The 22,777-nt window shown below is 67.9% G+C and carries 23 protein-coding genes; 15 read left to right on the forward strand and 8 right to left on the reverse strand.

All coding sequences use genetic code 11. From position 1 onward, the window contains the following. Window positions 1-47 precede the first annotated feature (47 nt). The gene (locus ACM0PB_RS03235) at window positions 48-728 is read right to left on the reverse strand and encodes a transposase (protein WP_164229312.1); all 681 of its coding nucleotides are present in this window, start codon (window positions 726-728) and stop codon (window positions 48-50) included. Window positions 729-827: 99 nt separating this feature from the next. Further along, the gene (locus tag ACM0PB_RS03240; protein WP_065177868.1) at window positions 828-1,625 is read right to left on the reverse strand and encodes a helix-turn-helix domain-containing protein; all 798 of its coding nucleotides are present in this window, start codon (window positions 1,623-1,625) and stop codon (window positions 828-830) included. Between the two features lie 78 nt (window positions 1,626-1,703). On the opposite strand from ACM0PB_RS03240, the gene ACM0PB_RS03245 reads away from it, so the two are divergent. Next, window positions 1,704-1,958 carry a hypothetical protein gene (locus ACM0PB_RS03245; RefSeq protein ID WP_065177869.1) on the forward strand — a complete coding sequence of 85 codons (255 nt, stop codon included), beginning with the start codon at window positions 1,704-1,706 and terminating at the stop codon, window positions 1,956-1,958. A gap of 82 nt (window positions 1,959-2,040) precedes the next feature. Here the strand turns inward: ACM0PB_RS03245 and ACM0PB_RS03250 are convergent, their stop codons facing one another. Together ACM0PB_RS03250 and ACM0PB_RS03255 are read right to left on the reverse strand one after the other, a co-directional pair. Then, window positions 2,041-3,054 (reverse strand): energy transducer TonB, encoded by a 1,014-nt coding sequence (locus tag ACM0PB_RS03250; RefSeq protein WP_065177870.1) that lies wholly within the window; start codon window positions 3,052-3,054, stop codon window positions 2,041-2,043. A 200-nt stretch (window positions 3,055-3,254) separates the two neighbouring features. Further along, window positions 3,255-3,875 (reverse strand): TIGR00645 family protein, encoded by a 621-nt coding sequence (locus tag ACM0PB_RS03255; RefSeq protein WP_065177871.1) that lies wholly within the window; start codon window positions 3,873-3,875, stop codon window positions 3,255-3,257. Window positions 3,876-3,987: 112 nt separating this feature from the next. Between ACM0PB_RS03255 and ACM0PB_RS03260 the strand changes: the two genes are divergently transcribed. The 4 genes from ACM0PB_RS03260 to ACM0PB_RS03275 all read left to right on the forward strand — a co-directional run bounded on the left by ACM0PB_RS03260 (window position 3,988) and on the right by ACM0PB_RS03275 (window position 9,469). Continuing rightward, window positions 3,988-4,677, forward strand: coding sequence for a glutathione binding-like protein (locus ACM0PB_RS03260; RefSeq protein ID WP_053496792.1), 690 nt, complete (start codon window positions 3,988-3,990; stop codon window positions 4,675-4,677). A gap of 161 nt (window positions 4,678-4,838) precedes the next feature. Continuing rightward, window positions 4,839-7,064, forward strand: a complete 2,226-nt coding sequence (locus tag ACM0PB_RS03265; protein WP_065177872.1) for a S9 family peptidase — start codon at window positions 4,839-4,841, stop codon at window positions 7,062-7,064. Between the two features lie 25 nt (window positions 7,065-7,089). Continuing rightward, complete coding sequence (locus ACM0PB_RS03270; RefSeq protein ID WP_065185883.1) at window positions 7,090-7,605, forward strand: cytochrome c oxidase assembly factor Coa1 family protein; 516 nt, start codon at window positions 7,090-7,092, stop codon at window positions 7,603-7,605. 67 nt (window positions 7,606-7,672) lie between these two features. Then, the gene (locus ACM0PB_RS03275) at window positions 7,673-9,469 is read left to right on the forward strand and encodes a DUF885 domain-containing protein (protein ID WP_065185882.1); all 1,797 of its coding nucleotides are present in this window, start codon (window positions 7,673-7,675) and stop codon (window positions 9,467-9,469) included. Window positions 9,470-9,559: 90 nt separating this feature from the next. On the opposite strand, the gene ACM0PB_RS03280 is transcribed toward ACM0PB_RS03275, so the two are convergent. Further along, window positions 9,560-10,024 carry a hypothetical protein gene (locus tag ACM0PB_RS03280; RefSeq protein ID WP_049439393.1) on the reverse strand — a complete coding sequence of 155 codons (465 nt, stop codon included), beginning with the start codon at window positions 10,022-10,024 and terminating at the stop codon, window positions 9,560-9,562. Window positions 10,025-10,210: 186 nt separating this feature from the next. Here ACM0PB_RS03280 and ACM0PB_RS03285 point away from each other — a divergent pair, with 186 nt between their 5' ends. From ACM0PB_RS03285 to ACM0PB_RS03300, 4 genes are all read left to right on the forward strand, one after another. Further along, entirely contained in the window at window positions 10,211-10,459 is a 249-nt protein-coding gene (locus tag ACM0PB_RS03285) for a hypothetical protein (RefSeq protein WP_005420185.1), read from the forward strand. Window positions 10,460-10,582: 123 nt separating this feature from the next. After that, on the forward strand, window positions 10,583-11,500 hold the full coding sequence (locus tag ACM0PB_RS03290) for a bestrophin family protein (RefSeq protein ID WP_065177874.1): 918 nt from the start codon (window positions 10,583-10,585) through the stop codon (window positions 11,498-11,500). Window positions 11,501-11,519: 19 nt separating this feature from the next. Beyond that, window positions 11,520-12,509, forward strand: coding sequence for a porphobilinogen synthase (hemB, locus tag ACM0PB_RS03295; RefSeq protein WP_006400669.1), 990 nt, complete (start codon window positions 11,520-11,522; stop codon window positions 12,507-12,509). Between the two features lie 32 nt (window positions 12,510-12,541). Next, a complete protein-coding gene (locus ACM0PB_RS03300) occupies window positions 12,542-12,811 on the forward strand; it encodes a hypothetical protein (RefSeq protein WP_005420179.1) in 270 nt (89 codons plus the stop codon). A gap of 82 nt (window positions 12,812-12,893) precedes the next feature. Here ACM0PB_RS03300 and ACM0PB_RS03305 read toward each other — a convergent pair whose 3' ends face one another. After that, window positions 12,894-13,757, reverse strand: coding sequence for a TolB family protein (locus tag ACM0PB_RS03305; RefSeq protein WP_065185881.1), 864 nt, complete (start codon window positions 13,755-13,757; stop codon window positions 12,894-12,896). Window positions 13,758-13,806: 49 nt separating this feature from the next. Between ACM0PB_RS03305 and aroE the strand changes: the two genes are divergently transcribed. The 3 genes from aroE to dinG all read left to right on the forward strand — a co-directional run bounded on the left by aroE (window position 13,807) and on the right by dinG (window position 17,267). Then, a complete protein-coding gene (gene aroE / locus ACM0PB_RS03310; protein WP_005420177.1) occupies window positions 13,807-14,652 on the forward strand; it encodes a shikimate dehydrogenase in 846 nt (281 codons plus the stop codon). A gap of 3 nt (window positions 14,653-14,655) precedes the next feature. After that, a complete protein-coding gene (locus ACM0PB_RS03315; RefSeq protein ID WP_005420176.1) occupies window positions 14,656-15,009 on the forward strand; it encodes a hypothetical protein in 354 nt (117 codons plus the stop codon). A gap of 155 nt (window positions 15,010-15,164) precedes the next feature. Then, window positions 15,165-17,267, forward strand: coding sequence for an ATP-dependent DNA helicase DinG (dinG, locus tag ACM0PB_RS03320; RefSeq protein WP_005420175.1), 2,103 nt, complete (start codon window positions 15,165-15,167; stop codon window positions 17,265-17,267). A gap of 57 nt (window positions 17,268-17,324) precedes the next feature. Here the strand turns inward: dinG and ACM0PB_RS03325 are convergent, their stop codons facing one another. Together ACM0PB_RS03325 and ilvD are read right to left on the reverse strand one after the other, a co-directional pair. Then, on the reverse strand, window positions 17,325-17,933 hold the full coding sequence (locus tag ACM0PB_RS03325; RefSeq protein WP_058979311.1) for a hypothetical protein: 609 nt from the start codon (window positions 17,931-17,933) through the stop codon (window positions 17,325-17,327). A 139-nt stretch (window positions 17,934-18,072) separates the two neighbouring features. Continuing rightward, window positions 18,073-19,911 (reverse strand): dihydroxy-acid dehydratase, encoded by a 1,839-nt coding sequence (ilvD, locus tag ACM0PB_RS03330; RefSeq protein WP_065185880.1) that lies wholly within the window; start codon window positions 19,909-19,911, stop codon window positions 18,073-18,075. 407 nt (window positions 19,912-20,318) lie between these two features. Between ilvD and ACM0PB_RS03335 the strand changes: the two genes are divergently transcribed. Genes ACM0PB_RS03335 through ACM0PB_RS03345 form a run of 3 tightly spaced genes read left to right on the forward strand, consistent with a single transcriptional unit; the run spans window position 20,319 to window position 22,724 of the window. Further along, a complete protein-coding gene (locus ACM0PB_RS03335; protein ID WP_005420172.1) occupies window positions 20,319-20,891 on the forward strand; it encodes a DUF1190 domain-containing protein in 573 nt (190 codons plus the stop codon). A 7-nt stretch (window positions 20,892-20,898) separates the two neighbouring features. Then, a complete protein-coding gene (locus ACM0PB_RS03340) occupies window positions 20,899-22,077 on the forward strand; it encodes a glutathionylspermidine synthase family protein (protein WP_065185879.1) in 1,179 nt (392 codons plus the stop codon). Next, on the forward strand, window positions 22,077-22,724 hold the full coding sequence (locus ACM0PB_RS03345; RefSeq protein WP_005420170.1) for a hypothetical protein: 648 nt from the start codon (window positions 22,077-22,079) through the stop codon (window positions 22,722-22,724). Before ACM0PB_RS03340 ends, ACM0PB_RS03345 begins: the two co-directional genes overlap by 1 nt. Window positions 22,725-22,777 lie beyond the last annotated feature (53 nt).

The following is a 22,777-nucleotide window of genomic DNA, read 5'->3' on the forward strand; positions in this document are numbered from 1 at the left end:
AAAGGGGACGGAGGGGATTAAGTCGTTTCTGCCTCTCCCGTCCCCTCCTAGCGCGGACGTCCTCGTCCGCGCATCTCCACCGGGCACCCCAGCGTCTGCTCCACCATCCGCAGGAACGCATCGTTCCCCATCGGGCGTTGTCTGGCGCTGTGGTTGCGGATCGCGGGTACGTCGGCGGACGCATTCACATCGCGCAGGAATTCGGCATACAACGTCGCCCTTCCCAGAGCGGTCGCTGCCAGCGCCTCGAACGCGGGATGTTGCGTCAACATCGGATCATCGCGTCGTTGAAGGTTGCCATGCACGCTGGACCACGGGTGATCTTCAGCACTGACAGCAATTCCTGCACGAACGGGATTGCGTTCGATATAGCGGTATACGCTGAGAAGATACGCATCGCTGTCGATCATTGAGGAATGGAAGCGGCCCTGCCACAGAGGTCCACTGCGCCCGTGCCGCTGGTTGAAGGCCTGTACGTAGTTGTTGCCCTGCATGCGCATTGCACCAGCCAGACCCGGCTGTGTGGAGGGCGTAGCCAACAGGTGAACGTGGTTTCCCATCAGGACATAGGCATGCAGCGCGACGTGGTGCTTGAGGAATGCGCTGTGCAACAGATGCAGGACCAGTTGGCGGTCGATGTCGTCGACGAAGATCGCGCCCTTGTTCACACCGCGCTGGATCACGTGATAGGCCTGGCCTGCCAGCATCAGGCGCGCTTGTCGGGGCATCGGATCTGGAGACTGGACGGGGTTTCAGCCTGTCATTGCGGCCGCGAAGCCGGACATCAGGCAACGCCGCGATGCCGTGTCGGAAGAGTCAAAAGCGACTTAATTCCCTCCGTCCCCTTTTGCGTACTGCGCAGGCGTCACCCCCATCTCGCGCTTGAACACGGTGATGAACGCGCTTGGGGTGTCGTATCCCATCGACAGCGCAACGCTGATCACCGGCTCGCCCGCCAGCAGGCGTGGCAGCGACAGCAGCACGCGCAGGCGCTGCCGCCACTGGCCCAGGGTCATGCCTGTTTCGGCCTGCCAATGGCGGGCGAGGCTGCGGCTGGACAGTCCGCTGGTGGCTGCCCACGCTTCGACGCTGCGAAGGTCGTCCGGCGACCGTGCCAGCGCCGCCGCGATCCGCCGCAACCGTCGATCCTGCGGTTGTGGCAGGGCAAGTGGCAAGGGAGTGCTGGCACGGATCTCGTCGGCGATGACGCCGGCCAAGCGTGCCTGCGCAGCGTCCAGTGCCTGATGCGGCCAGCGCAGTGCCCGCGTCACCGCCGCCTGCAACAGCACATCGGGTTGGAAAATGCGGGGCAGCGGCGGCAGATCCAGGCCGGCATCGGCGCGGACGTACAGGCTCCAGCCATCGAATGCGTCTGCCCCTACCAGGGCGTGGGGCAGCAAGGGCGGTATCCAGGCAACATGCCCCGCCGGCAGCAGCCAGTGCAGGTCGCCGGCCTCGATCCGCAGCAGGCCGTGGTGGGCACCCAGCAACTGGCCGCGCACGTGCTGGTGGCGCGCGGTGCGCCGCCTTCCGGGCACGCGCAGCTGGCCGGCCAGCACGATGGGGCCGTCGTCGGCGTCCGCCAATGCCGGATCAATCAAGCCGGTCGGTGTCTGATCTGCCATATCCATTGGCAGTTATACGGCAGAAGTGCCAATGGCTGGGTGGCACACTGGGCTCCCGATCCCACAGGAGCATCACCCATGCAGCCGCAGGACATCCTTCCCGACCATCAGAACGAGGTGCAGGTGAACGGCCTCACCGTGCGCAAGGGCAGCGTCGGCGCCTTCCTCGCCAGCGTCCGTGACTGGCAGGACTCCGCCGGCGATGACGCCACCCGCGCCACCGCCGAAGCCGACCTGCGTGCGCTGCTGCCGGGCCTGCATGCGCTGGGCCTGTTCCAGGTGCTGGACGCGCGCGATCCGGCACTGCAGCGCCTGATCGACAGCCTCGCCTGAAACGAACACGGCCCGGACATGCCGGGCCGTGTGGTCATTGCGGGTCGGAAACGACTTAATCCCCTCCGTCCCCTTTTCGTGGTCAGCTGCCGCCCGGGGCGAACACCAGGGTGCGGCGGGTGGTGACCGGTGCGCTGACCGGCTCGAAGCGCCAACGCTTGACCGCGTTCATGGCCTCGCGATCGAAGACGCGCGATGGCGTTGCGCGCAGCACACGGGCGTTGGTCACCGAACCGTCGGTGCCGACGGTGATTTCCACCAGCACTTCGCCGGAGGTGCCTGCGCGCAGCGCCTCGGACGGATAGCGCGGCGCCGGGGTGCTGACCGGGCGCAGGTTCGGCGCCGCAGCGGCCGCCGGAGCTGCAGCCTGGCGTGCGGCGCTGGCCTGCTGGGCGGCAGCCTGCTGCTGCTTCTGCTCGGCTTCGCGGCGGGCCGCAGCCTGGCGCTCGGCTTCCTGGCGCTCATTGTCGCGGCGGGCGGCGTCCTGCTGGGCAGCGATCTGCTTGGCCGCGTCGGCTTCCCTGGCACGCTGCTCGGCCAGGCGCTGCTGTTCGGTCTGCTGCTTGCTGCGGTCCTCGGCGTCCTTCTTCGCCTTCTCGGCTTCGGCCTCGGTGCGCTTGGCCGCGTTCTGCACGCCCTTGGCCAGGCCGTCCTTCAGGCGTGGCAGGGCCGGCGCGGACGCATCCACCTTCTCGATCAGCGCCACCAGACGCTGCGCTTCGGTGTAGTCCTCGCGGCCCAGGTGCTGTTCGGCGGCGATCAGGGTGTAGGGCAGAAGGTCGGTCAGCGCGCTCTTCACCGAGGCGTCGTCCGGCGTCTTGTCGCGCAGGGCGAGGTAGTACTCGATGGCGTTGTCGCCGGCCGGCGCGTACATGCGGTTCTCGCGCAGGGCCTGGCTGGCCGACTCACGCAGCTGCTCGGTGCCCATCGACTGCACCTTGGCGGCGACCACCGGTGCGGCCGGTGCAGCGGCGGTGGGTGCGGCGGCCGGGGCCGGTGCGGCGGTTTCCTCCTTGCCCGAGCAGGCAGCCAGTGCCAGTGCCAGGGCAACCGGCAGCCACCGGCGCGCGGCGGTGATCGTTGAGACGTGCGACATCCTGCTCCCCTCTAGAAGACGACGTGACGTAAATCATTGATATGCATGGCCGGGACCTGCGGTCCGGGCGCGGCAGGGTGACGTTTCCCGACGCCACCGCCGGCAACGGCGAGGGTGCAATCTAGCATCCCGGCCGCCGCCGCGTACAAGAGCAGTGGCCGGGATGGGCAACGGCGGCCGTGCCGTTGCCGGCGCCGACCTCAGTGGTCGTGCGCCTTGTCGTGCGACTTGCTGTGGCCGTTGGACATCAGCTTGTCGGTCCAGGCGATGCCGATCGCCGACAGGATGAACACGCAGTGGATGATGGTCTGCCACAGCACGCCTTCCTGAGTCAGCATCGAGCAGCGGGCGACACCGATGTTGGCGGCGGCCACGCTCATCTGCTCCGGCGTGCACAGCGGGATGCCATTCAGTGCGCCACTGGCGATGAAGGTCTTCAGCAGGTGGATCGAGGAGATGCCGATGATCGCCATCGCCAGCTTCACCTTCAGCACGCTGGCATTGACGTGGCTCAGCCATTCCGGCTGGTCCGGGTGGCCTTCCAGGCGCAGGCGCGAGACGAAGGTCTCATAGCCGCCGACGATCACCATCACCAGCAGGTTGGAGATCATCACCACGTCGATCAGGCCCAGCACGATCAGCATGATCTGCTGCTCGCCCATCGACACCGAATGCGAGATCAGGTGCCACAGTTCCTTGCCGAACAGGAACACGTAGACGCACTGCGCCACGATCAGGCCCAGGTACAGCGGCAGCTGCAGCCAGCGCGAGGCGAAGATCAGCGTGGACAACGGGGAGAGCGGCGGGCGGTTTGCACTCATGCGGGGGATGCTGCGTTTCGGGGGAGAGGCGAGGTTACCGGCCCGCCATGACGGTGCCAACCCAACTCACGCACTAGACTTCAGGTTCCTTTCCGCACCCCGAGCCGACGCCATGATCGACCTGTATTACTGGCCCACCCCGAACGGCCATAAAGTGACCCTGCTGCTGGAGGAAGCCGGCCTGGAGTACCGCATCCACCCGGTCAACATCGGCTCGGGTGACCAGTTCAAGCCAGAGTTCCTGGCCATTTCGCCCAACAACAAGATGCCGGCCATCGTCGACCACGCCCCGGTCGATGGCGGCGCCCCGCAGAGCGTGTTCGAGTCCGGCGCGATCCTGCTGTACCTGGCCGAGAAGACCGGCCGCTTCCTGCCCAGCGACCCGCGCGGCCGCATCACCACCCTGGAGTGGCTGTTCTGGCAGATGGCGGGCCTGGGTCCGATGAGTGGCCAGATGGGGCATTTCAATGTGTATGCCCCGGAAAAGATCCCGTATGCGATCGAGCGCTATGACAACGAGGTGCGCCGCCTGCACGGGGTGATGGACAAGCGCCTGGCCCAGCACGCCTTCCTGGCCGGCGACGCGTACACCATCGCCGACATGGCCAGCTACCCGTGGATCGGCGCCTACGACAAGCTGCCGGTGGACTTCGCCGCGTTCCCGAACCTCAAGCGCTGGCACGAGACCATCGCCGCGCGCCCGGCCACCCAGCGCGCCTATGCGCTGCGCCAGCAGGTGAACCCGAACGCCGGCAAGCCGCTCAGCGACGAAGAGCGCAAGCATCTGTTCGGCCAGCGCTGACCCCGGCATCTGAAGGTGGGTGCCGACCGTTGGTCGGCACTCGTCCGCACTGCTTATGGGCAGAAGGTCATGCTGCCTTCCCGCACGGGCTTGGTTAGGATGGGGGCACGACCGTCCCGCGCCCCGCGTGGAGGCGGACCTGCCGTTTGCCGGGATCCTCCATGCGCCACCTGTTCGCTTCGCTTGCCCTCATGCTCGCCACCAGTACCGCCGCCCACGCCGAAAAGCTGACCCTGGAAGCCATCACCGGCCCCCTGCCGTTGTCCGGCCCGACCCTGATGAAGCCCAAGGTGGCGCCGGACGGTTCGCAGGTCAGCTTCCTGCGCGGCAAGGACAGCGACCGCAACCAGCTGGACCTGTGGACCTACGACATCGGCAGCGGCCAGACCCGCCTGCTGGTTGATTCCAAGGTCGTGCTGCCCGGCACCGAGACCCTCAGCGATGAGGAAAAGGCCCGACGCGAGCGCCAGCGCATCGCCGCGATGACCGGCATCGTCGATTACCAGTGGTCGCCGGACGCGCAGCGCCTGCTGTTCCCGTTGGGCGGCGAACTCTACCTGTACGACCTCAAGCAGCATGGCCAGGCGGCCGTGCGCCAGCTGACCCACGGTGAAGGCTTCGCCACCGACGCCAAGCTGTCGCCCCAGGGCGGCTTCGTCAGCTTCATCCGCGGCCGCAACCTGTGGGTGATCGACCTGGCCAGTGGCAAGCAGCTGCAGCTGACCCGCGACGGCAGCACCACCATCGGCAACGGCGTGGCCGAGTTCGTCGCCGATGAGGAAATGGATCGCCACACCGGTTACTGGTGGGCGCCGGATGATTCGGCCATCGCCTTCGCCCGCATCGACGAGGCGCCGGTGCCGGTGCAGAAGCGCTACGAGGTCTATGCCGACCGCACCGACGTGATCGAACAGCGTTACCCGGCCGCCGGCGACGCCAACGTGCGCGTGCAGCTGGGCGTGATCGCACCGGCCGCCGATGCGCAGCCGCGCTGGATCGACCTGGGCAAGGAACAGGACATCTACCTGGCCCGCGTCGATTGGCGCGATGCGCAGCACCTGAGTTTCCAGCGCCAGTCGCGTGACCAGAAGCAGCTGGACCTGGTCGAAGTGGCGCTCGACTCCAACCGCCAGCGCGTGCTCGCCCACGAGACCAGCCCGACCTGGGTGCCGCTGCACAACAGCCTGCGCTTCCTTGAAGATGGCAGCGTGCTGTGGTCGTCCGAGCGCACCGGCTTCCAGCACCTGTACCGCATCGATGACAAGGGCAAGGCCACTGCGCTGACCCATGGCAACTGGCCGGTGGACGAACTGCTGGCGGTCGATGAGAAGGCCGGCAAGGCCTACTTCCGTGCTGGCATCGAGACCTCGCGCGAAAGCCAGATCTATGCGGTGTCGCTGCAGGGCGGTGAGCCGCAGCGCCTGTCGAAGGCGCCGGGCATGCACAGCGCCAGCTTCGCCCGCAATGCCAGCGTCTACGTGGACAGCTGGTCCAACAGCACCACGCCGCCGCAGATCGAACTGTTCCGCGCCAACGGCGAGAAGATCGCCACGCTGGTCGAGAACGACCTGACCGATCCCAAGCACCCGTATGCGCGCTACCGCGATGCGCAGCGCCCGGTCGAGTTCGGCACGTTGATGGCTGCCGACGGCAAGACCCCGTTGAACTACAGCCTGATCAAGCCGGCCGGCTTCGATCCGTCCAAGCGCTACCCGGTGGCGGTGTACGTCTACGGCGGCCCGGCCAGCCAGACCGTCACCGACAGCTGGCCCGGCCGCGGCGACCATCTGTTCAACCAGTACCTGGCCCAACAGGGCTACGTGGTGTTCTCGCTGGACAACCGCGGTACTCCGCGCCGTGGCCGCGACTTCGGTGGTGCGCTGTACGGGAAGCAGGGCACGGTGGAAGTGACCGACCAGCTGCGCGGCGTGGCCTGGCTGAAGCAGCAGCCGTGGGTGGACCCGGCGCGCATCGGCGTGCAGGGCTGGTCCAACGGCGGTTACATGACTCTGATGCTGCTGGCCAAGGCATCGAACCAGTACGCCTGTGGCGTGGCCGGCGCACCGGTCACCGATTGGGGCCTGTATGACAGCCACTACACCGAACGCTACATGGACCTGCCGGCGCGCAACGAAGCGGGGTACCGCGAAGCGCGCGTGCTGACCCATATCGAAGGCCTGCGTTCGCCGTTGCTGCTGATCCACGGCATGGCCGATGACAACGTGCTGTTCACCAACTCGACCAGCCTGATGAGCGCGCTGCAGAAGCGCGGCCAGCCGTTCGAGCTGATGACCTATCCGGGTGCCAAGCATGGCCTGTCCGGCGCCGATGCCCTGCATCGCTACCGTGTGGCCGAAGCCTTCCTGGGACGCTGCCTGAAGCCCTGATGCACAAACGGGAAGGAGCCCGCCGATGACACTGCCGCCGCCGATTCCCACCCATGGCCCGAAGCCTGCCGGCTGGTGGTCCCGTCACTGGCGCTGGGCGATGCCGCTGGCCGTGCTGCTGGTGTTGGCCGGTGCCGGTGGCGTGGTGGCCTGGAGCGTGCTGCGCTGGAGCGAGGCCGCACGCGAGAGCCCGCCGATGCGCGAGGCGATGCGCCGCGCTGGATGCAGCATCGAACTGGTGGAAGCCTTCGGCGAGCCGCTGCGTGCCGAGTCGATGCCGCTGGGCAGCATGCAGACCGCGATCAACGGCCAGCGCGACGTCGGCCTGACCGTGGCCCTGGAAGGCCCGCGCGCGCACGGCCGGCTGTTCGTGAAGGGCACCCGCAGCGACGACGTCTGGGACTATCCGGTGATGTATGTGCTGGGCGAGAACAAGCAGACGTTCGACCTGACCGCGCTGGATGATGACGAGGCCGCGCAGGAATGCGAGCTGCAGGCCTGCCGCGAACGCGGCGAATGCCCGCTGGCCGGGGCGTTGTGACCTCCGGCCGATTGTCGCCACAGCGCTGAGCGCGTAGGGTGCGGGCAACCCTGTCCTGGAGTGCACCATGAAGCCGATCGCGTTGGCCGTTGCCCTGGCCCTGACTGCCGCCCCGCTGATGTCCGCACCGCCGGCGCTGGCGGCACCCGCCGCCAAGGCCGCTACTCCGGCCAGCCCGGCCTGGGTGGCCCGCAGCAACGCACTGGCGCAGATCCTGCTTGATGCGCAGGGCCCGTTCCAGCCGGAAGAAACCGGCTTCTTCGGCGTGCCCGGCTATGACGACAAGGTGGCCGACCTCGGTGCGGACAATGGCAAGCGCTACCGCGCCGCGATGGCCAAGGCCCGCGATGAACTGAAAGCCAAGCTGGCCACCGAGCAGGATCCCAACGTCCGCCAGGACCTGGAGATCATGATCCACGCCGCCAACCAGAACATCGAAGGCAGCGAGCTCAACGAGAAGTACCTGCTGCCATGGAGTGACGCGCCGCAGACCATCTTCAGCGGCCTCAACCTGCTGCTGTCCGACCAGGTGCCGGCCGAGCGCCGGGCCAAGGCGATCGACCGCCTCAAGGCCTACGCCGGGCTGCAGCCGGGTGGCACCGCGTTTACCACGCTGGCCCGCCAGCGTTACGAAGAGCGCTTGAAGGACGGCAGCCTGCTGCAGCCGACGAAGATCGAAGTGCAGCAATCGCTGGACAATGTCGAGACGTACATCACCGGCATCGAGTCGCTGCTGAAGAAGTACCAGATCGCCGGCGCCGATGAGGCGATGAAGGCCCTGGCCGGGCAGATGAAGGACTACGCCGCCTGGACCCGCAAGGACGTGCTGCCGAAGGCACGCACCGACGCGCGCCTGCCGGCGCCGCTGTACGCCTACCAGCTCAAGCAGGTCGGCATCGATATCGACCCGAAGCTGCTGATGCAGCGCGCGCAGCTGGAGTTCATGGAAACCCGCTCGGCGATGCAGCAGCTGGCGCCGCTTGTGGTGAAGGACAAGGGCCTGAAGGTGGCCGACCCGAGCGACCCGGTGGCGGTGATCCGCGCGCTGAAGGCCGACAAGATCGCCGACGACCAGCTGGAAGGCCACTACCGCAAGGTGATCGATGCGATCGATCCGCTGATCCGCGAGCATGCCATCGTCGACGTGCCCAAGCGCGCCATGCAGATGCGCCTGGGTTCGGCCGCCGAGAGCGCGGCCAGCCCGGCCCCGCATTTCCTGCCGGCGCCGCTGGTCAACAACACCGGGCAGCAGGGCACCTTCGTGCTGCCGCTGGGCAACCCGGCGGCGGGCCCGGGCGCACAATACGACGATTTCAACTTCGGTGCGGCGGCGTGGACGCTGAGCGCGCATGAAGGCCGCCCCGGCCACGAGCTGCAGTTCACCGCGATGGTCGAGCGTGGTGTCTCGCTGGCGCGCACCATGTTCGCGTTCAATTCGGTGAACGTTGAAGGCTGGGCGCTGTATGCCGAGGCCGAGATGGTGCCGTACGAGCCGCTGGACGGGCAGATGATCGCCCTGCAGTTCCGCCTGCTGCGGGCCGCACGCGCAATGCTTGACCCGATGCTCAATCTCGGCCTGACCGACCGCGCCAACGGCGAACGTGTGCTGATGGAGCAGGTCGGCCTGTCCAAGGCGATGGCCACCCAGGAACTGGACCGTTACATGGTGCGCATGCCGGGCCAGGCGGGCAGCTACTTCTATGGCTACACCCGCATCCTCGAACTGCGCATGCAGACCGAGCTGGCACTGGGCGCGAAGTTCGACCGCCTGGCGTTCAACAACTTCCTGCTCGACCAGGGCCTGCTGCCGCCGGACCAGCTGGCCGACGCGGTGAACAAAGTGTTCGTGCCGAAGTACAAGTGATGCCCGCGCCGGGGTCGGATCCCTTTCCGCAGGAAAGGGCTCTGACCCCGTGCGTCAATGTCCATCCACGCATGGCGTGGATCTACTGCGTCACCGCTGCGGTTGCGGCGTGATCACCTGGGTCGGCAACCGTGCCGGCGGTTCCGGATTGGGTACCCAGATCGCCACGCCGGCGGCGCGCTTCTGCGTGGTCGGAATACCGATGCCGACGCCACCCCCCACATGCGAGCCGAAGGTGCCGGCGCCCACCGACATGCCCACCGGTGAGCCGCTGCTGCCCACGCCCATCAGCACCACGCCATTGGCGCCCAGTGCCGCCGCTTCACGCTTCAGGCGTGCCACCGCGGCATCGGTCTGGCCCTGCGTGCCGAAGCCCACGGCAGATGCCGATTCCAGCTGCGCGATTTCCTGCGAGCCGGCCGGTGGCGTGGAATAGATCTGCACCAGTGCCGGATCGATCGGCGCGCGGGCGCGCCCCAGCATGACCTTGGAGGTGCTGGCACAACCGGCGGCGACCAGCAGGATGGCCGCCAGCGCGGCCCAACGGATGTTCATGGCACGACCCCTGTAGGACTGGTTGCGATCTTCGGTGGGCCACTCTGAATCGGCGCCAACACCCGGGCCCGGGCACCCACGGCAGCACGCTAGCACGCGTCGGGTGACAGCCCCGCCAACGGCAGTAGGCGGCGACCGCGTGAACGACTATGGTGGACAGACAGGAACCAACTGCGGGAGAGCGGAATGGGCGTGATCAGTCTGTTGTGGGGCGTACTGGCGCTGTTGTGGATGATCCTGGCGCTGATTCCGCTGCTTGGCTGGGGCAACTGGTTCCTGATCCCGTTCGCCGCCGTCGGCGCGGTGATCGCCGCGCTGGGCATCCTGTTTACCCACCCGACCAAGCGCGGTCGGGCCTGGGCCGGGCTGGTGCTGAACGGCATCGTGGTGGTGGTCGGCATCCTGCGCCTGGGCCTGGGCGGCGGCGTGATCTGAATCCCGGCACCCGGTGCGACCGGGCGTCGCAGGTACACGGCTGCTGGCCGGGCAGGGGCGTACAATGAGCGGCTGCGCGAGCCCCCCGCGTGCCTGTGATTCCGCGCCTGGCGCGGCTGCCCGATGATCATCCGACCCCGTCCCCACGGCTGGCAACTGCTGTACATCCTGCGCGGCTCGATCGTCAAAGCGATCGCGCCGAAGGTGCTGGCCATCCTGATCCTGTCCATTGCCGTGGCGGCCGTGGTGGAACTGGCCCCGCCGACCGGCATCGAACGCGTGTCGGTCACGCCGTTCACCCTGCTCGGCCTGGTCCTGTCGATCTTCCTCAGCTTCCGCAACAGCGCCTGCTATGACCGCTGGTGGGAAGGCCGCAAGCTGTGGGGCCAGCTGGTCTACGAATCACGTTCGCTGGCCCGCCAGGTGCACCTGCTGCTGGCCGATGACAGCGGCCGCCGTCGCCGCATCGCGTACCTCACCACCGCGTTCGCCCATGCGCTGGCCGCGCGCCTGCGTGGACGCATCGTGGCCCTGGCCGCCTTGCCATGGCTGGACAAGCCGCAACGCGAGCAGCTGGGCCAGCGCGAGAACGTGCCGGATGCATTGCTGTCGATGATCGCTGCCGAGCTGGCCCAGGCGCTGCGCGCCGGCGAGCTCGATCCGATTCTCTACACCCAGCTGGAGGAGCGCCTGCACGCGATGTCGTCGATCCAGGCCGGCTGCGAGCGCATCCTCACCACGCCGCTGCCGTTCGCCTACACCCTGCTGCTGCATCGCTGCGCATGGATGTTCTGCGTGCTGCTGCCGTTCGGCCTGGCCAGTTCGCTGGGCTGGGGCACGCCGGTGCTGTCGGCGGTGCTGGCCTATGCCTTCTTCGGCCTGGACCAGCTGGGCGAAGAAATGGAAGACCCGTTCGGCCTGGAGCCGAACGACCTGCCGCTGGACGCGCTGGTGCGCACGATCGAGATCGACCAGCTCGACGCGCTCGGCGAACGCCCCTTGCCCGAACCCCTGCTGCCGCAGGGTTACCTGTTGCAATAGCCACTCCTCGGAGCCTGCCATGTCCCATCCGCTTTACCGCCCGCGCCGCATGCGCCACGACGAGTTTTCGCGCCGCCTGATGCGCGAGAACACGCTGACCACCGACGACCTGATCTACCCGGTGTTCGTGCACGAACTGGCGGGCCGCACCGCAGTGCCGTCGATGCCGGGCGTGGAGCGGCTGTCGATCGAAGAGCTGCTGAAGGTGGCCGAAGAAGCGCTGGAACTTGGCATTCCGGTGATCGACCTGTTCCCGGTGATCGACCCGTCGCTGAAGTCGCTGGACGCGTCGGCGGCGTGGGCCGAGGACGGCCTGGCGCAGCGTGCGATCCGCGCGCTGAAGTCGCGCTTCCCGGAACTGGGCGTGATGACCGACGTGGCGCTGGACCCGTACACCACCCACGGCCAGGACGGCATCATCGACGACAAGGGCTATGTGCTGAACGACATCACGGTCGAAGCGCTGGTCAAGCAGTCGGTGTCGCACGCCGAGGCCGGTGTGGACATCGTCTCGCCGTCGGACATGATGGACGGCCGCATCGGCGCGATCCGCCGTGCGCTGGATGCCGACAACCACATCAACGTGCGCATCATGGCCTACTCGGCCAAGTACGCCTCGGCGTTCTACGGCCCGTTCCGTGATGCGGTGGGCAGCGCGGCCAGCCTCGGCAAGGCCGACAAGAAGACCTACCAGATGGACCCGGCCAACGGCGACGAGGCCCTGCGCGAGATCGCGCTGGACCTGGAAGAGGGCGCCGACATGGTGATGGTCAAGCCGGGCATGCCGTACCTGGACCTGGTGCGCCGGGTGAAGGAGACGTTCGGCGTGCCGACCTTCGCCTACCAGGTCAGTGGCGAGTACGCGATGATGAAGGCCGCCTTCGCCAACGGCTGGCTGGACGAGCGCGCCTGCGTGCTGGAGTCGCTGCTGGGCTTCAAGCGGGCCGGTGCCGATGGCGTGCTGACCTATTTCGCGCCGCAGGTGGCGCGATGGCTGCGCGAGCGCTGACAATAGCGCCACGATAGACGGAGGACTGCGCGATGGGACCCGAACTGGGATGGATGCAATGGCTGATCTGGGGTACCGGTGTCCTGGTGTTCGGTGCCATCATCGTCGGTGTCTTCATCGCCGCATGGCGCGCGGGCAAGCGCCCACCGGAGCAGCTCTCCGCCGCCCGCCACGTGGCCCGTGAGCAGGCCCTTCCGGACAGCGTGCAGGCCGAGCTGGCTGCGTTGAACCAGCGCAAGGACAACGGCCAGCTGAGCGAGATGGAGTACGAGCAGTTGCGCGCCAAGGTGCTGTCGCGCTGACGGGCAATGCCCGGGGTCGGATCCCTTTCCGCAGGAAAGGGCTCTGACCCCTTCGCGGGCGCCATCCACGCGCGGCGTGGATCTACCGCACGCACCCGGCCACCGCCGCCACCTTCGGCACCGCCAACCGGTACACGTCCACGCCACCGGCGCGCGGCGCCTTTGCCGCGCTGCTGGCCACCATCATCTCGCCGGGCCTGGCGTTGTCGATCACCGGCGTGCCGGTCCAGCCGCCGGCCTGGTTGAACGATAGTCCCAGCGGCTGCAGCGCCACACCGCTCCACGCACAGCCGCTGCTCCAGACCTGCGCGGTACTGCCGTGGCCGCGGCTGAACACCACGGCGCCGTCATGGCCCAGCCAGTCGCCGTCGGTCTCGTCGTCGGCGCTGTTCAGCGCGCTCAGTGCGGTGGCCGGGCCACGCAGGCCCTGCGCATCCAGCGTCGCTACGAACAGGTCCCAGCCGGCGCCATGGCCCTGCTGGCGGGCAAACAACAGCTGCTTGCCATCCGCGCTCAGGGCCGGTCCGCGCTCTTCCCGGCGCCCGCCGTCACCGCCCAGCGGCTGCGCTGGGCCCAGCCGGCCATCGGTGGCCAGCGCAGCGCGGTACAGCGCCAGCGCGCCCTCGCGGCCGGCCGCGAACAGCAGCCAGCGGCCATCACGGCTGAAGTAGGGATCACGGGCTTCACCGGCCACGCCGACCGGCAGTGCCTGTGCCTGCTGCCAACGACCGTCGACCACGCGTGCCTCCCAGAGGCCCCAGCCGGCTTCGTCGCGGCGGGCGAAAACGATGCGCTGGCCATCGGCGCTGATCGTGGCGCGACCCTCGTCTGCGCGGGTCGAGACCACGCCCATGCCTTCGATGCCGTACTCGTTCAACGCCATCGCCACGGGGGCAGAGAGTAGACTGGCGGCAAGCACCAGCAGGGGCGGGGTGATGCGCATCATCCGGTTCCATGCACGAACAGAGCATCAGTCTAGCCAGCTTGAGGATTCCATGACCGACCGTTACGCCGTCTTCGGACACCCCGTCGCCCATTCGAAGTCGCCGCAGATCCATGCGTCGTTCGGTCGCCAGGAAGGCATCGCCATCGACTATCGCGCGATCGACCTGGCCCCGGAGGCGTTCCTGGCCGGCCTGGAGGCCTTCGCTGCCGAGGGCGGTGTCGGTGCGAACGTCACCCTGCCGCACAAGGAAACCGCGTTCTCGGTGTGCACCACGCTGACCGCAAGGGCGCGCCGCGCCGGATCGGTCAACACGCTGCTGCGCAAGGGCGACCGTTGGCACGGCGACACCACCGATGGCATCGGCCTGGTGCGCGACCTGACCGACCGCCACGGCCTGGACCTGCGCGGCCGTCGCGTGCTGATGATCGGTGCCGGTGGCTCGGCGCGCAGCGTCGCCCCGGCGCTGCTCGATGCCGGCATCACCGAACTGGTGGTGGTCAACCGCACGCCGGAACGTGCCGACGAGCTGATCGATGCCATGGGCGAACCGGGCCGCGCGATCAGCCGCTACTGGGAGGACCTGCGCGACCTGGGCGACTTTGAACTGATCGTCAACGCCACCTCGGCGGGCCGCGACCGCGATGTCGAGTTCAAGCTGCCGCTGTCGCTGGTCAACTCGATGACCACCGCCGTCGACCTGAACTACGGCGAGGCGGCGATCGCCTTCCTGGCATGGGCACGCGCGGCGAACTGCCGCAACACCGTGGATGGCCTGGGCATGCTGGTCGAACAGGCCGCCGAGAGCTTCCTGCAGTGGCACGGCGTACGCCCGCAGACCGACGAGGTCTACCAGGCGCTGCGCCAGGGCCCGGCTGTGTTGGCCGGCGAGGACTGATCGATGGACGGCACGACCTTGATGGTGACCGTGCTGAGCATGGTCGGTGTGCGCCTGCCGGTGCTGATCGCGCTGTGCGTCGGCCTGGTCTGGGTGGTCGGTGCGCCGCGCGATGCGACCCGCACCGGCGCCCTGGTCGGCCTGCTGCTGTTGCTGTTGACCAGCCTCGGTGGGATGGCGGCGGGCATCCTGCCGATGTGGATGGTCCGCAGTGGTGATTTCAGTGCCGTGTCGAGCCTGAGCGCCATCCTCGGCGTGCTGCATTTCGCGCTGGCAATGGTCGAGGCCATCGGCGTGGTGCTGCTGGTGTGGGCGCTGGTGCGCCTGCTGCGGCTGCGCGGCAACGCGGTGCAGTGACACCGCGGTGACGGCCCAGGGCCGTCGCCAGCAGCGTCCGGCGTGTTCATCCAGCCGCCGGGCGTCGCCGCTGCCCCGTTCAGGTAGCCAGCGGCGGCGGACATGGCCGGCCATGCGACAATGACCGGCCCGATCCAGCCACGGTAATTCCCGGCGTGACCGAAACCGTCGCCGCTCCGCGCACGCTCGATGACCCCTTGAAGGACGCGATCCGCAAGGCGTACACGACGCTGCAGGCCAATACTCCCGGCTTCTCCACCCGCCGCTCGCAGAGCCAGATGATCGGCGTGGTGTCACGCGCGCTGTCGAAGAGCGGCGGCGTTGGCGTGGTCGAGGCGCCGACCGGCGTCGGCAAGAGCCTGGGTTACCTCACTGCGGGCGTACCGATTGCGCTGGCCAGCAAGAAGAAGCTGGTGATCAGCACCGGCACCGTGGCGCTGCAGTCGCAGCTGGTCGAGCGCGATATCCCGAATTTCCTCAAGGCCACCGGCCTGGAAGCAACCGTGGCGCTGGCCAAGGGCCGTACCCGCTACCTGTGCACGCGTAACGCCGCCGAAGCACAGGGCGAGGGCTCGCAGGGCGGCATGTTCGAGGATGATGCACCACTGTTCGACCGGCCGCTGGCGCCGATCGAGATGGACATCGCCAAGCGCCTGACCGATGCCTTCACCGGCGGCAGCTGGGACGGCGATATCGACAATGCGCCGGAGACCATCAGTCCCGGCCTGCGCAGCCGCATCACCACGCCGGCCTCGGGCTGCGCCGGGCGCCGTTGTGCGTATTCGGCGCAGTGCGCGGTGCTGCGTTCACGCAACACCGTGCGCGATGCGCAGATCGTGGTCACCAACCACGCGCTGCTGCTGTCGGCGCTGTCGATCGGCGACAGCGACAACGGCCAGCCGTTGATCGCGCCGCCGTCGGACATGCTGCTGGTGCTGGACGAAGGCCATCACATCGGCAACGTGGCGATCGACCAGGGCGCGGCCAGCCTGGCGCTGGATGAAATGGCCAAGCGCACCGGGCGCCTGCAGATCCTGATTGCCGGTGCCTACCGCGCGGTTGACAAGGACCGCCTCGGCAACCTGCTGCCGAACGAAGCGATCGAGGTCGCCAGCAACGTCGCCAAGCAGCTGCGCGCGTTCCGCGATCACATCGAGCGGGTGTGGATGCCGGCGCCAGCGGATGAGGAGCCGATGTGGCGCGCGGCCAACGGCCGTTTGCCGGAGGCCTGGCGCGAGCCGATCGAGGCACTGGCCGACGAGACCCGCAGCCTCTACAACTGGGCGCATGCCGCTACCGCGCAGGTGGCCAAGGGCAAGCCGGACGACGCCGCGCGCGAGCGCCTGCAGCGCAACCTGGGCATGGCGCTGGAAATGATCGAGCAACAGTACAACCTGTGGCAGGCCTGGCGCCGCGAGGACAAGGACGGCGCGCCGCCGATGGCGCGCTGGGTCACCGCCACCCGCGACGGCGACCTGGTGCTGCACGGCTCGCCGGTATCGGCCGCGCACGTGCTGCGCAAGCTGCTGTGGGATGAGGTGGACTCGGTGGTGATGACCTCGGCGACGCTGACCGGCGGTGGCGATTTCCAGTCGCTGGCGATCGACAACGGCATTCCGGAAGAGGCCGAGATGGTCTCGCTGTCGTCGCCGTTCGACCTGCCCAACCAGGCCGAGCTGATCGTGCCCAGGTTCCCGGTCACCCCCGACGACCGCGAAGGCCATCCCCGCGAAGTGGCGCGCTACCTCGACACCGAGTTGGATTGGGCCAAGGGCTCGATGGTGCTGTTCACCTCGCGCTGGAAGATGGAAAAGGTGGCCGGGCTGATGCCGGCCGCGCGGCGCAAGCAGGTGCTGGTACAGGGCGAGATGTCCAAGACCCGGCTGATCGAAGAGCACCTGCGCCGCGTCGCTGCCGGCGAAGGCTCGGTACTGTTCGGCCTGAACTCGTTCGGCGAAGGCCTCGACCTGCCCGGCGAAGCCTGCACCACGGTGGTGATCACCCAGGTGCCGTTCGCGGTGCCGACCGATCCGCAGACCGCCACCCTCAGCGAATGGTTCGAAGGCCGCGGGCTCAATGCGTTCAACCTGATCGCCATTCCGCACGCGCTGCGCACGTTGACCCAGTTCGCCGGCCGCCTGATCCGCACCTCCACCGACACCGGCCGCGTGATCATCCTCGATTCGCGGCTGCTGACCCGCCGCTACGGCAAGCGCATCATCGACGCGCTGCCGCCGTTCAAGCGCGTGATCGGCTGAGACGGGGTCGGATCCCTTCCGAAGGAAGGGCTCTGACCCGACCACGCCCTCTGTCGCTCAATCGCCCTCCGGATTCCGGCAGGCCTGGTTGCCCATCGCATTGTGGTAATCGCGATCAAAGCAGCGCAGGAAGCCATCGAGCACGTCCAGGTTGGGCGGCCACGGCACATCCACCTTCTGCCCGCCGGCGGTCGTGAAATGATAACGCCCATCCTTCAGCGCCTTGGCAATCTGCTCCGGCGCAGGAATCGCAATCAACCTTGCTCGCGCTTTCTCCAGCGCCGCACGATCACGCTGCAGGAAGGCGATCGTGCCGTCCACGTAGGCGTTCCAGTAACCGGGGTCGGTGGCGGTGGGCTTGTAGGTGCGCTGCATCAGCGCCACCGCCTCCGGGTACTGGCCCGCCTCCGCACGCATCTGGCTTTCATGCCACAGAATCATGGTGTTGCCCGCAGCCTTGGGCAGCACAGCATAGGCGGCGAGCAGATCAGCGGCTTCACGGTGGCAGCCACGGTCGGCCAGCGTGCGCCAGCCACCTTCCAGGTCCTGATCGAACGCATCCGGTTCCATCGCCAGCATCGCTGCACGGTCGTAGCTGCAGTCGGGTGCTTTGGGTGGTTCTGCTGACGTGCCCATGGCAGCGGCCAGTGCAAAGAAAAGCAACATCCTCTCAACCTCCGTGTTGATGACCTCCTGGCCACCATAACGGATCACGACGGGTAGTGCCGGCCGCTGGCCGGCAACCTCAATGATGTGGGACGCGGCGTGCAGATGCCGGCCAGCGGCCGGCACTACCGCGCAGGGATCAATCGCCGAGCAGGGCGGTGTTGCGTACGGCGCCCTTGTCGGCGCTGGTGGCGAGCAGAGCGTAGGCCTTCAACGCGCTGGTGACCTTGCGCGGGCGCGGCGCACGCGGTTTCCAGCCGCGTGCATCGGCCTCGCTGCGGCGCTGGACCAGCGTGGCCTCATCCAGCAACAGGTCGATGCGGCGGGCCGGGATGTCGATGCGGATGCGGTCACCGTCTTCCACAAGCCCGATCGCGCCGCCACTGGCCGCTTCCGGCGAAACGTGGCCGATCGACAACCCCGAGGTGCCACCGGAGAAGCGGCCATCGGTGAGCAGCGCGCACTGCTTGCCCAGTCCCTTCGACTTCAGGTAGCTGGTCGGGTACAGCATCTCCTGCATGCCCGGGCCGCCCTTCGGCCCTTCGTAGCGGATCACCACCACCTCGCCCGGCTGCACCTCGTCGGCGAGGATGCCGGCGACGGCGGCGTCCTGGCTTTCGTAGACGCGTGCGGGGCCTTCGAACACATGGATCGATTCGTCCACGCCGGCGGTTTTCACCACGCAGCCATCGACGGCCAGATTGCCGCGCAGCACAGCCAGGCCACCTTCCAGCGAATACGCATGCTGCAGCGAGCGGATGCAGCCCTCGGCGCGGTCCAGGTCCAGCGCGGGCCAGCGCGTGGCCTGGCTGAAGGCCTCCTGGGTGGGGATGCCGGCCGGGCCGGCCTTGAAGAAGGTATGCAGGGTGTCGTTGTCGCTGCGCGCCACGTCCCAGCGTTCCAGCGCTTCGGCCAGGCTGGCGCTGTGCACGGTCGGCACTGTGGTATCGAGCAGGCCGGCGCGATCCAGTTCACCGAGGATGCCGAACACGCCGCCGGCGCGGTGCACGTCCTCGATGTGGTACTTCGGTGTGTTCGGCGCCACCTTGCACAGCTGCGGGACGCGTCGCGACAGCGCGTCGATGTGGGTCAGGTCGAAGTCGACCTCCGCTTCCTGCGCTGCGGCCAGCAGATGCAGGATGGTGTTGGTGGAGCCGCCCATGGCGATGTCCAGGGTCATCGCGTTGGCGAACGCGGCCTGGGTGGCGATCCCGCGCGGCAGCGCGCTCGGGTCTTCGCCGCCGTACCAGCGATGGCAGAGCTCGACGATCAGGCGGCCGGCGCGGCGGAACAGCGCCTCGCGGTCGGCATGGGTGGCCAGCGTAGTGCCGTTGCCGGGCAGCGACAGGCCCAGCGCTTCGGTCAGGCAGTTCATCGAGTTGGCGGTGAACATGCCCGAGCAGGAGCCGCAGGTGGGGCAGGCGCTGCGTTCAAAGGCCGCGACCTTCTCGTCGGAGGCGCTGTCATCGGCGGCCACCACCATCGCGTCGACCAGGTCCAGCTTGTGCTCGGACAGCTTTGTCTTCCCCGCTTCCATCGGCCCGCCGGAGACGAACACCACCGGGATGTCCAGGCGCAGCGCAGCCATCAGCATGCCGGGGGTGATCTTGTCGCAGTTGCTGATGCACACCAGCGCGTCGGCGCAGTGCGCGTTGACCATGTACTCCACGGCGTCGGCGATGATCTCGCGGCTGGGCAGCGAATACAGCATCCCGTCGTGGCCCATCGCGATGCCGTCGTCCACGGCGATGGTGTTGAATTCCTTGGCGACGCCACCGACCTGTTCGATTTCGCGCGCGACCAGCTGGCCGAGGTCCTTCAGGTGCACGTGGCCGGGCACGAACTGGGTGAAGGAGTTGGCGATGGCAATGATCGGCTTGTGGAAGTCGCCGTCCTTCATGCCGGTGGCACGCCACAGGGCGCGGGCGCCGGCCATGTTGCGGCCGGCGGTGGAGGTGCGGGAACGGTATTCGGGCATGGCTGGCGGAACGGGCGGGCCGTACGACGTGGGGGTCAGCCGATCATGGCCAATTTTTTCGGTTGCTGCTGCAACCACCTTCACCGCTTGCAGCGGCTTGGTGGTCCGCGCATTTCCCCTTATCCCCGCGCCTGCGGCGCGCCCCCTTGAACAACAAGGGGGCTTCTCGCCGGAGACTTGGCTGCGCGCGCCGGGCATAGCGCGGCGCCGCGGGGCGTGTGCCAACCAAGGTTGGCACCTACCAGTGCGGTGTGCCGCCCGGGGTCGGATCCCATCGCAGCGCGATGGGCTCTGACCCCAATGCCGACGAAAATGAAAGGCCGTTCATCTTTCCCGCTTTGCCGATTCCGGTTGTTGGTGAGGATTTGGCATCATTGGGCATTGATCCGTATACAGGGCATGAGGCCATGAAACGTTCCCGCACCACCGCGCTGCTGCTGATGAGCGCTGCGCCGCTGCTGTTCACCGCCTGCCAGAAGGAGCCGGAGGTGAAGGTGCAGGAAGGCCTGTACACCTCGGTCGAGGCCTGCACCGAGGCCACCGGTGATCCGTCGTCGTGCCGCAATGCCTTTGCCGAAGCGCAGAAGCAGGCCGCCGATGCGGCGCCGAAGTACGCCAGCAAGGAAGCCTGCGAGAAGGATTACAAGCCGGAGCAGTGCGTGCAGCAGCACACCTCGGCCGGCACCTCGTTCATCGGCCCGATGATGATGGGCTTCTTCATGTCGCAGATGCTGAGCAACCGCGGCGGCCTCGCCCCGCAGGCGCCGGCGTCGGCACCGGCATACCAGGACAAGAACGCTGGCTGGGCGCGCCCGGCACCGGGCGGCACCGGTGGCCTGAACACCGCCAGCGGCATCGGCGCCGGCAAGGCCGGTCTGGCACCGGTCACCAGCGAACCGAACCGTGCGGTCACTGCCAGCCGTGGTGGCTTCGGCAACACCAGCGCACGCCGCAGCACCAGCGGCAGCTACGGCGGCTGATCGACCCATGCAGCGCATCCGGATTGCCGAGCGTGCCCAGTGGCGGGCACGCGCGGAGGAAGCGGGTTTCCGTTTCCATACCATCGATGGCCAGCCCTACTGGGATGAAAGCGCGTACTACGCGTTCACCCTGCGCCAGATCGAACAGGACATCGAAGACCCCAGTGCCGAGCTGCACCAGATGGCGCTGGACCTGGTCGGTGATGTCATCGGCAGCGAGCGGTTGATGGACCAGCTGGCGATTCCGTCGCATTACCGCGACTGGATCGCCGACAGCTGGCGCCAGCGCCAGCCGCACCTTTACGGCCGCCTGGACCTGGCCTACGACGGCACCGGCCCGGCCAAGCTGTACGAGCTGAACTACGACACGCCGACCTCGCTGTTCGAGGCCAGCTTCTTCCAGTGGCAGTGGCTGGAAGACCAGCGCAACGCCGGCCGCCTGCCGCAGCATGCCGACCAGTTCAATGCGATCCATGAGGCGCTGGTCGAGCGCTTCGGCGAACTGGCCACGCAGCTGCCGCCGCCGTTGTACTTCAGCGCGGTGGGAAGCTCGGAAGAAGACCGTGGCACTGTCGATTACCTGCGCGACTGCGCGTCGCAGGCCGGCCTGCATGGCCAGGCCATCGCGATCGAGGACATCGGCCTGTCCGAGGACGGCCGCTTCACCGCGCTGGATGATTCGGTGATCGGCACGCTGTTCAAGCTGTACCCGCTGGAAGACCTGATGGCCGAAGAGTTCGGCCGCGCGCTGCCCGGTTCGGGCGTGCAGTTGCTGGAACCGGCGTGGAAGGCAGTGCTGAGCAACAAGGGCATCCTGCCGTTGCTGTGGCAGCGCAACGTAGGCCATCCGAACCTGCTGGAGGCGCACTTCGATGAGGGCAGCACGCTGGCCCCGGGCTGGGTGCGCAAGCCGCTGTTCTCGCGCGAAGGTGCCAACATCGAGATGCACCTGGCCGACGGCAGCACCCAGCGCAGCGACGGTCCCTATGACGGCCCGGCGATCATCCAGCGCGCCCATCCGCTGACCCGCTTCGAAGGCGGCTACCCGCTGATCGGCAGCTGGGTGGTGGGTGACCACGCCTGTGGCATCGGCATCCGCGAGGACGACAGCGCGATCACCCGCGACAGTGCGCGGTTCGTGCCGCACGCGATCGTCGACGAGGCGCCGACGCGGATCTACGTCTGATGACGGTGCGGCGTTGGCCTGGCCGGCATGGGCGTGCCACGCCCGCGCCGGGCCGGCATTTCGATGACGGGCGCAGCCTGCAGGCCTTCGCGGACCGCGTCGCGGTGCGTTGCCACCGCTGCGATGCCCCCGGTTGGGTGATCGCCCGCTGGGAACCCTATCGATGGACCGCGCGTTTCCGCTGCACAGCTTGCAGCGCTGCATTGGACAGCGGCGACTGGGTGGGTGCGGTCCGCATTCTGGGCCGCCAGCCCTGTGGATTCTGCGGGCATCAGTGGCTGCATGTGTGTCGGCCGATTCCCGCCGGCATCCCCGCGCCTGCATCCTTCCCCGCCCGATGCGCACAGTGCGGTCGCAGCACCGAGGTCACGGTGTTGACGCGTCCCCTGCGTGACGCCGAGCCTGCCGATCCGCATTTCGGTCTGCCGCTGCGCCTGGTCGAATCGACCCGCGCGGGCCTGCTGTGGGCCTACAACGCCGAACATCTGCAGGCACTGCACGAATACGCGGGCGCGACGCTGCGCGAGGGCCGCGGCCATCATCGATCCATGTTCTCGCGCCTGCCGCAGTGGATGAAGCTGGCCCGCAACCGGGCGCTGCTGCAGCGTGCGGTGGAGCGGTTGCAGCGTCGCTTGCTGCAAGGGTAGTGCCGGCCGCTGGCCGACAGCCGAGCATGGGCTCGGCGCTACAGGAATCAGGC

This window comes from Stenotrophomonas sp. AR029 (assembly GCF_047520695.2).
GTDB lineage: Bacteria > Pseudomonadota > Gammaproteobacteria > Xanthomonadales > Xanthomonadaceae > Stenotrophomonas > Stenotrophomonas sepilia.

Bases quoted from the DNA above. Each gene is read 5' to 3' on its own strand.
- ACM0PB_RS03235 (WP_164229312.1), bottom strand. From the start codon at position 728: ATGCCCCGACAAGCGCGCCTGATGCTGGCAGGCCAGGCCTATCACGTG.
- ACM0PB_RS03240 (WP_065177868.1), bottom strand. From the start codon at position 1,625: ATGGCAGATCAGACACCGACCGGCTTGATTGATCCGGCATTGGCGGAC.
- ACM0PB_RS03245 (WP_065177869.1), top strand. From the start codon at position 1,704: ATGCAGCCGCAGGACATCCTTCCCGACCATCAGAACGAGGTGCAGGTG.
- ACM0PB_RS03250 (WP_065177870.1), bottom strand. From the start codon at position 3,054: ATGTCGCACGTCTCAACGATCACCGCCGCGCGCCGGTGGCTGCCGGTT.
- ACM0PB_RS03255 (WP_065177871.1), bottom strand. From the start codon at position 3,875: ATGAGTGCAAACCGCCCGCCGCTCTCCCCGTTGTCCACGCTGATCTTC.
- ACM0PB_RS03260 (WP_053496792.1), top strand. From the start codon at position 3,988: ATGATCGACCTGTATTACTGGCCCACCCCGAACGGCCATAAAGTGACC.
- ACM0PB_RS03265 (WP_065177872.1), top strand. From the start codon at position 4,839: ATGCGCCACCTGTTCGCTTCGCTTGCCCTCATGCTCGCCACCAGTACC.
- ACM0PB_RS03270 (WP_065185883.1), top strand. From the start codon at position 7,090: ATGACACTGCCGCCGCCGATTCCCACCCATGGCCCGAAGCCTGCCGGC.
- ACM0PB_RS03275 (WP_065185882.1), top strand. From the start codon at position 7,673: ATGAAGCCGATCGCGTTGGCCGTTGCCCTGGCCCTGACTGCCGCCCCG.
- ACM0PB_RS03280 (WP_049439393.1), bottom strand. From the start codon at position 10,024: ATGAACATCCGTTGGGCCGCGCTGGCGGCCATCCTGCTGGTCGCCGCC.
- ACM0PB_RS03285 (WP_005420185.1), top strand. From the start codon at position 10,211: ATGGGCGTGATCAGTCTGTTGTGGGGCGTACTGGCGCTGTTGTGGATG.
- ACM0PB_RS03290 (WP_065177874.1), top strand. From the start codon at position 10,583: ATGATCATCCGACCCCGTCCCCACGGCTGGCAACTGCTGTACATCCTG.
- hemB (WP_006400669.1), top strand. From the start codon at position 11,520: ATGTCCCATCCGCTTTACCGCCCGCGCCGCATGCGCCACGACGAGTTT.
- ACM0PB_RS03300 (WP_005420179.1), top strand. From the start codon at position 12,542: ATGGGACCCGAACTGGGATGGATGCAATGGCTGATCTGGGGTACCGGT.
- ACM0PB_RS03305 (WP_065185881.1), bottom strand. From the start codon at position 13,757: ATGATGCGCATCACCCCGCCCCTGCTGGTGCTTGCCGCCAGTCTACTC.
- aroE (WP_005420177.1), top strand. From the start codon at position 13,807: ATGACCGACCGTTACGCCGTCTTCGGACACCCCGTCGCCCATTCGAAG.
- ACM0PB_RS03315 (WP_005420176.1), top strand. From the start codon at position 14,656: ATGGACGGCACGACCTTGATGGTGACCGTGCTGAGCATGGTCGGTGTG.
- ACM0PB_RS03325 (WP_058979311.1), bottom strand. From the start codon at position 17,933: ATGTTGCTTTTCTTTGCACTGGCCGCTGCCATGGGCACGTCAGCAGAA.
- ilvD (WP_065185880.1), bottom strand. From the start codon at position 19,911: ATGCCCGAATACCGTTCCCGCACCTCCACCGCCGGCCGCAACATGGCC.
- ACM0PB_RS03335 (WP_005420172.1), top strand. From the start codon at position 20,319: ATGAAACGTTCCCGCACCACCGCGCTGCTGCTGATGAGCGCTGCGCCG.
- ACM0PB_RS03340 (WP_065185879.1), top strand. From the start codon at position 20,899: ATGCAGCGCATCCGGATTGCCGAGCGTGCCCAGTGGCGGGCACGCGCG.
- ACM0PB_RS03345 (WP_005420170.1), top strand. From the start codon at position 22,077: ATGACGGTGCGGCGTTGGCCTGGCCGGCATGGGCGTGCCACGCCCGCG.